Here is a 5,386-nt window from a genome sequence, read left to right on the forward strand (position 1 = left end):
CAAGATTGCTGGAGGCCTCCACTATGAAATCGCGTAGAGGCTTTGCTATTCAGCGTTTGATGAATGCAATGCGACAGGCTCATGCTGATGGTTGGTTTATCGTTTTTGACACTCTCACGTTGGCTGACGACCGATTAGAGGCGTTTTATGATAATCCCAATGCTTTGCGTGACTATTTTCGTGATATTGGTCGTATGGTTCTTGCTGCCGAGGGTCGCAAGGCTAATGATTCACACGCCGACTGCTATCAGTATTTTTGTGTGCCTGAGTATGGTACAGCTAATGGCCGTCTTCATTTCCATGCGGTGCACTTTATGCGGACACTTCCTACAGGTAGCGTTGACCCTAATTTTGGTCGTCGGGTACGCAATCGCCGCCAGTTAAATAGCTTGCAAAATACGTGGCCTTATGGTTACAGTATGCCCATCGCAGTTCGCTACACGCAGGACGCTTTTTCACGTTCTGGTTGGTTGTGGCCTGTTGATGCTAAAGGTGAGCCGCTTAAAGCTACCAGTTATATGGCTGTTGGTTTCTATGTGGCTAAATACGTTAACAAAAAGTCAGATATGGACCTTGCTGCTAAAGGTCTAGGAGCTAAAGAATGGAACAACTCACTAAAAACCAAGCTGTCGCTACTTCCCAAGAAGCTGTTCAGAATCAGAATGAGCCGCAACTTCGGGATGAAAATGCTCACAATGACAAATCTGTCCACGGAGTGCTTAATCCAACTTACCAAGCTGGGTTACGACGCGACGCCGTTCAACCAGATATTGAAGCAGAACGCAAAAAGAGAGATGAGATTGAGGCTGGGAAAAGTTACTGTAGCCGACGTTTTGGCGGCGCAACCTGTGACGACAAATCTGCTCAAATTTATGCGCGCTTCGATAAAAATGATTGGCGTATCCAACCTGCAGAGTTTTATCGCTTCCATGACGCAGAAGTTAACACTTTCGGATATTTCTGATGAGTCGAAAAATTATCTTGATAAAGCAGGAATTACTACTGCTTGTTTACGAATTAAATCGAAGTGGACTGCTGGCGGAAAATGAGAAAATTCGACCTATCCTTGCGCAGCTCGAGAAGCTCTTACTTTGCGACCTTTCGCCATCAACTAACGATTCTGTCAAAAACTGACGCGTTGGATGAGGAGAAGTGGCTTAATATGCTTGGCACGTTCGTCAAGGACTGGTTTAGATATGAGTCACATTTTGTTCATGGTAGAGATTCTCTTGTTGACATTTTAAAAGAGCGTGGATTACTATCTGAGTCCGATGCTGTTCAACCACTAATAGGTAAGAAATCATGAGTCAAGTTACTGAACAATCCGTACGTTTCCAGACCGCTTTGGCCTCTATTAAGCTCATTCAGGCTTCTGCCGTTTTGGATTTAACCGAAGATGATTTCGATTTTCTGACGAGTAACAAAGTTTGGATTGCTACTGACCGCTCTCGTGCTCGTCGCTGCGTTGAGGCTTGCGTTTATGGTACGCTGGACTTTGTAGGATACCCTCGCTTTCCTGCTCCTGTTGAGTTTATTGCTGCCGTCATTGCTTATTATGTTCATCCCGTCAACATTCAAACGGCCTGTCTCATCATGGAAGGCGCTGAATTTACGGAAAACATTATTAATGGCGTCGAGCGTCCGGTTAAAGCCGCTGAATTGTTCGCGTTTACCTTGCGTGTACGCGCAGGAAACACTGACGTTCTTACTGACGCAGAAGAAAACGTGCGTCAAAAATTACGTGCAGAAGGAGTGATGTAATGTCTAAAGGTAAAAAACGTTCTGGCGCTCGCCCTGGTCGTCCGCAGCCGTTGCGAGGTACTAAAGGCAAGCGTAAAGGCGCTCGTCTTTGGTATGTAGGTGGTCAACAATTTTAATTGCAGGGGCTTCGGCCCCTTACTTGAGGATAAATTATGTCTAATATTCAAACTGGCGCCGAGCGTATGCCGCATGACCTTTCCCATCTTGGCTTCCTTGCTGGTCAGATTGGTCGTCTTATTACCATTTCAACTACTCCGGTTATCGCTGGCGACTCCTTCGAGATGGACGCCGTTGGCGCTCTCCGTCTTTCTCCATTGCGTCGTGGCCTTGCTATTGACTCTACTGTAGACATTTTTACTTTTTATGTCCCTCATCGTCACGTTTATGGTGAACAGTGGATTAAGTTCATGAAGGATGGTGTTAATGCCACTCCTCTCCCGACTGTTAACACTACTGGTTATATTGACCATGCCGCTTTTCTTGGCACGATTAACCCTGATACCAATAAAATCCCTAAGCATTTGTTTCAGGGTTATTTGAATATCTATAACAACTATTTTAAAGCGCCGTGGATGCCTGACCGTACCGAGGCTAACCCTAATGAGCTTAATCAAGATGATGCTCGTTATGGTTTCCGTTGCTGCCATCTCAAAAACATTTGGACTGCTCCGCTTCCTCCTGAGACTGAGCTTTCTCGCCAAATGACGACTTCTACCACATCTATTGACATTATGGGTCTGCAAGCTGCTTATGCTAATTTGCATACTGACCAAGAACGTGATTACTTCATGCAGCGTTACCATGATGTTATTTCTTCATTTGGAGGTAAAACCTCTTATGACGCTGACAACCGTCCTTTACTTGTCATGCGCTCTAATCTCTGGGCATCTGGCTATGATGTTGATGGAACTGACCAAACGTCGTTAGGCCAGTTTTCTGGTCGTGTTCAACAGACCTATAAACATTCTGTGCCGCGTTTCTTTGTTCCTGAGCATGGCACTATGTTTACTCTTGCGCTTGTTCGTTTTCCGCCTACTGCGACTAAAGAGATTCAGTACCTTAACGCTAAAGGTGCTTTGACTTATACCGATATTGCTGGCGACCCTGTTTTGTATGGCAACTTGCCGCCGCGTGAAATTTCTATGAAGGATGTTTTCCGTTCTGGTGATTCGTCTAAGAAGTTTAAGATTGCTGAGGGTCAGTGGTATCGTTATGCGCCTTCGTATGTTTCTCCTGCTTATCACCTTCTTGAAGGCTTCCCATTCATTCAGGAACCGCCTTCTGGTGATTTGCAAGAACGCGTACTTATTCGCCACCATGATTATGACCAGTGTTTCCAGTCCGTTCAGTTGTTGCAGTGGAATAGTCAGGTTAAATTTAATGTGACCGTTTATCGCAATCTGCCGACCACTCGCGATTCAATCATGACTTCGTGATAAAAGATTGAGTGTGAGGTTATAACGCCGAAGCGGTAAAAATTTTAATTTTTGCCGCTGAGGGGTTGACCAAGCGAAGCGCGGTAGGTTTTCTGCTTAGGAGTTTAATCATGTTTCAGACTTTTATTTCTCGCCATAATTCAAACTTTTTTTCTGATAAGCTGGTTCTCACTTCTGTTACTCCAGCTTCTTCGGCACCTGTTTTACAGACACCTAAAGCTACATCGTCAACGTTATATTTTGATAGTTTGACGGTTAATGCTGGTAATGGTGGTTTTCTTCATTGCATTCAGATGGATACATCTGTCAACGCCGCTAATCAGGTTGTTTCTGTTGGTGCTGATATTGCTTTTGATGCCGACCCTAAATTTTTTGCCTGTTTGGTTCGCTTTGAGTCTTCTTCGGTTCCGACTACCCTCCCGACTGCCTATGATGTTTATCCTTTGGATGGTCGCCATGATGGTGGTTATTATACCGTCAAGGACTGTGTGACTATTGACGTCCTTCCCCGTACGCCGGGCAATAATGTTTATGTTGGTTTCATGGTTTGGTCTAACTTTACCGCTACTAAATGCCGCGGATTGGTTTCGCTGAATCAGGTTATTAAAGAGATTATTTGTCTCCAGCCACTTAAGTGAGGTGATTTATGTTTGGTGCTATTGCTGGCGGTATTGCTTCTGCTCTTGCTGGTGGCGCCATGTCTAAATTGTTTGGAGGCGGTCAAAAAGCCGCCTCCGGTGGCATTCAAGGTGATGTGCTTGCTACCGATAACAATACTGTAGGCATGGGTGATGCTGGTATTAAATCTGCCATTCAAGGCTCTAATGTTCCTAACCCTGATGAGGCCGTCCCTAGTTTTGTTTCTGGTGCTATGGCTAAAGCTGGTAAAGGACTTCTTGAAGGTACGTTGCAGGCTGGCACTTCTGCCGTTTCTGATAAGTTGCTTGATTTGGTTGGACTTGGTGGCAAGTCTGCCGCTGATAAAGGAAAGGATACTCGTGATTATCTTGCTGCTGCATTTCCTGAGCTTAATGCTTGGGAGCGTGCTGGTGCTGATGCTTCCTCTGCTGGTATGGTTGACGCCGGATTTGAGAATCAAAAAGAGCTTACTAAAATGCAACTGGACAATCAGAAAGAGATTGCCGAGATGCAAAATGAGACTCAAAAAGAGATTGCTGGCATTCAGTCGGCGACTTCACGCCAGAATACGAAAGACCAGGTATATGCACAAAATGAGATGCTTGCTTATCAACAGAAGGAGTCTACTGCTCGCGTTGCGTCTATTATGGAAAACACCAATCTTTCCAAGCAACAGCAGGTTTCCGAGATTATGCGCCAAATGCTTACTCAAGCTCAAACGGCTGGTCAGTATTTTACCAATGACCAAATCAAAGAAATGACTCGCAAGGTTAGTGCTGAGGTTGACTTAGTTCATCAGCAAACGCAGAATCAGCGGTATGGCTCTTCTCATATTGGCGCTACTGCAAAGGATATTTCTAATGTCGTCACTGATGCTGCTTCTGGTGTGGTTGATATTTTTCATGGTATTGATAAAGCTGTTGCCGATACTTGGAACAATTTCTGGAAAGACGGTAAAGCTGATGGTATTGGCTCTAATTTGTCTAGGAAATAACCGTCAGGATTGACACCCTCCCAATTGTATGTTTTCATGCCTCCAAATCTTGGAGGCTTTTTTATGGTTCGTTCTTATTACCCTTCTGAATGTCACGCTGATTATTTTGACTTTGAGCGTATCGAGGCTCTTAAACCTGCTATTGAGGCTTGTGGCATTTCTACTCTTTCTCAATCCCCAATGCTTGGCTTCCATAAGCAGATGGATAACCGCATCAAGCTCTTGGAAGAGATTCTGTCTTTTCGTATGCAGGGCGTTGAGTTCGATAATGGTGATATGTATGTTGACGGCCATAAGGCTGCTTCTGACGTTCGTGATGAGTTTGTATCTGTTACTGAGAAGTTAATGGATGAATTGGCACAATGCTACAATGTGCTCCCCCAACTTGATATTAATAACACTATAGACCACCGCCCCGAAGGGGACGAAAAATGGTTTTTAGAGAACGAGAAGACGGTTACGCAGTTTTGCCGCAAGCTGGCTGCTGAACGCCCTCTTAAGGATATTCGCGATGAGTATAATTACCCCAAAAAGAAAGGTATTAAGGATGAGTGTT

General features: G+C 44.7%; 9 protein-coding genes. All 9 read left to right on the plus strand.

Annotated features, from left to right (window positions below):
* On the plus strand, positions 1–1,049 hold a 1,049-nt coding region (locus P406_RS30600), incomplete at its 5' end, for a replication endonuclease (RefSeq protein WP_032211772.1).
* Positions 982–1,134 (plus strand): hypothetical protein, encoded by a 153-nt coding sequence (locus P406_RS30605; RefSeq protein WP_435988044.1) that lies wholly within the window; start codon positions 982–984, stop codon positions 1,132–1,134. The genes P406_RS30600 and P406_RS30605, both read left to right, overlap by 68 nt.
* The gene (locus tag P406_RS30610) at positions 1,067–1,306 is read left to right on the plus strand and encodes a phage DNA packaging protein C (RefSeq protein ID WP_016670801.1); all 240 of its coding nucleotides are present in this window, start codon (positions 1,067–1,069) and stop codon (positions 1,304–1,306) included. The genes P406_RS30605 and P406_RS30610 overlap by 68 nt, the downstream gene beginning before the upstream one ends.
* Positions 1,303–1,761, plus strand: a complete 459-nt coding sequence (locus P406_RS30615) for a scaffolding protein D (RefSeq protein WP_000084700.1) — start codon at positions 1,303–1,305, stop codon at positions 1,759–1,761. The genes P406_RS30610 and P406_RS30615 overlap by 4 nt, the downstream gene beginning before the upstream one ends.
* Positions 1,761–1,877 carry a phage DNA packaging protein J gene (locus P406_RS30620; protein WP_000033471.1) on the plus strand — a complete coding sequence of 39 codons (117 nt, stop codon included), beginning with the start codon at positions 1,761–1,763 and terminating at the stop codon, positions 1,875–1,877. The genes P406_RS30615 and P406_RS30620 overlap by 1 nt, the downstream gene beginning before the upstream one ends.
* A gap of 36 nt (positions 1,878–1,913) precedes the next feature.
* On the plus strand, positions 1,914–3,197 hold the full coding sequence (locus P406_RS30625) for a major capsid protein (RefSeq protein ID WP_000065572.1): 1,284 nt from the start codon (positions 1,914–1,916) through the stop codon (positions 3,195–3,197).
* Between the two features lie 110 nt (positions 3,198–3,307).
* Complete coding sequence (locus tag P406_RS30630; RefSeq protein ID WP_000487867.1) at positions 3,308–3,835, plus strand: hypothetical protein; 528 nt, start codon at positions 3,308–3,310, stop codon at positions 3,833–3,835.
* A gap of 8 nt (positions 3,836–3,843) precedes the next feature.
* Entirely contained in the window at positions 3,844–4,830 is a 987-nt protein-coding gene (locus P406_RS30635; protein WP_000466547.1) for a Minor spike protein, read from the plus strand.
* A gap of 63 nt (positions 4,831–4,893) precedes the next feature.
* The coding region (locus tag P406_RS30640; protein ID WP_211145842.1) for a replication endonuclease at positions 4,894–5,386 on the plus strand (493 nt) is incomplete at its 3' end.

This window comes from Pseudomonas syringae pv. coryli str. NCPPB 4273 (assembly GCF_000972175.1).
GTDB lineage: Bacteria > Pseudomonadota > Gammaproteobacteria > Pseudomonadales > Pseudomonadaceae > Aquipseudomonas > Aquipseudomonas syringae.

What these genes read in the sequence shown, in the direction of transcription:
- P406_RS30615 (WP_000084700.1), top strand. Translation starts at nt 1,303, where the DNA reads ATGAGTCAAGTTACTGAACAATCCGTACGTTTCCAGACCGCTTTGGCC.
- P406_RS30620 (WP_000033471.1), top strand. Translation starts at nt 1,761, where the DNA reads ATGTCTAAAGGTAAAAAACGTTCTGGCGCTCGCCCTGGTCGTCCGCAG.
- P406_RS30625 (WP_000065572.1), top strand. Translation starts at nt 1,914, where the DNA reads ATGTCTAATATTCAAACTGGCGCCGAGCGTATGCCGCATGACCTTTCC.
- P406_RS30630 (WP_000487867.1), top strand. Translation starts at nt 3,308, where the DNA reads ATGTTTCAGACTTTTATTTCTCGCCATAATTCAAACTTTTTTTCTGAT.
- P406_RS30635 (WP_000466547.1), top strand. Translation starts at nt 3,844, where the DNA reads ATGTTTGGTGCTATTGCTGGCGGTATTGCTTCTGCTCTTGCTGGTGGC.